This is a genomic window from Segeticoccus rhizosphaerae (assembly GCF_009192725.1).
GTDB classification, from domain to species: Bacteria; Actinomycetota; Actinomycetes; order Actinomycetales; family Dermatophilaceae; genus Segeticoccus; species Segeticoccus rhizosphaerae.
This window is the reverse complement of record NZ_VOHR01000658.1, coordinates 1-775: the sequence shown is the minus strand read 5'-3', so window position 1 is coordinate 775 and position 775 is coordinate 1. Positions and strand designations below refer to the sequence as shown.

Genomic DNA, 775 nt, shown 5'->3' with positions numbered 1-775 from the left:
CGGGTCCGCACCTGCGCGGCGACCGCCTCGGCGGCACCGCTCCCGCGCGGCACCAGCAGCAGCCCGGGCTTGGTGCAGAACTGCCCCTGACCCAGCGTGAACGAGCCGACGAAGCCTTCGGCGACCTCGGCCAATCGGGCACCGGCGGCGCCCGGCGTCACCACCACCGGGTTGACCGTGCCCATCTCCGCGAAGACCGGGATCGGGCGGGGCCGGGCGAGCGCGCGCTCGGCGAGCGCCATACCGCCGGCCTGCGATCCGGTGAAGCCGACCGCCGCGGTCTCGGGGGCGTCCACCACCTGCAGCCCGGCGTCGAAGCCGACCACCACCGAAAACACACCCTCGGGCGCGCCTGACCCGGCGAGGGCCTCCGTGACCAGCTCCCCCAGCCGCACGCTCAGCCGCGGGTGAGCAGGGTGGGCCTTGACGACGACCGGGCAGCCTGCTGCCAGCGCCGAGGACGTGTCGTGGCCGACCACGCCGAAGGCGAAGGGGAAGTTGCTCGCCCCGAAGACCGCGACCGGCCCGACGGGCCACCGCACGCGGCGCAGGTCCGTGCCGTCCGGGAGCTGGTCGACGGTGACCTGCGCCCAGCTGCCCTCGACGGCGACCGAGGCGTAGAACCTGGCCTGGTCCGCCGCCCGGACGACCTCGCCGAGCAACCGGTCGAGCCCGAGCGCGGTCTCCTCGTCGGCCAGCCGCGCCAGCTCGTCCCGGTGTTGCTCGAGGGCGTCGGCGACGGCGCCGAGCCAGCGGGAGCGCTGCGCCGGGGCGG

At 76.1% G+C, this 775-nt stretch carries 1 protein-coding gene; it reads right to left on the bottom strand.

Features of this window, described 5'->3' with window-relative positions:
• On the bottom strand, positions 1 to 775 hold a 775-nt coding region (locus FRW57_RS22345; RefSeq protein WP_152187114.1), incomplete at both ends, for an aldehyde dehydrogenase family protein.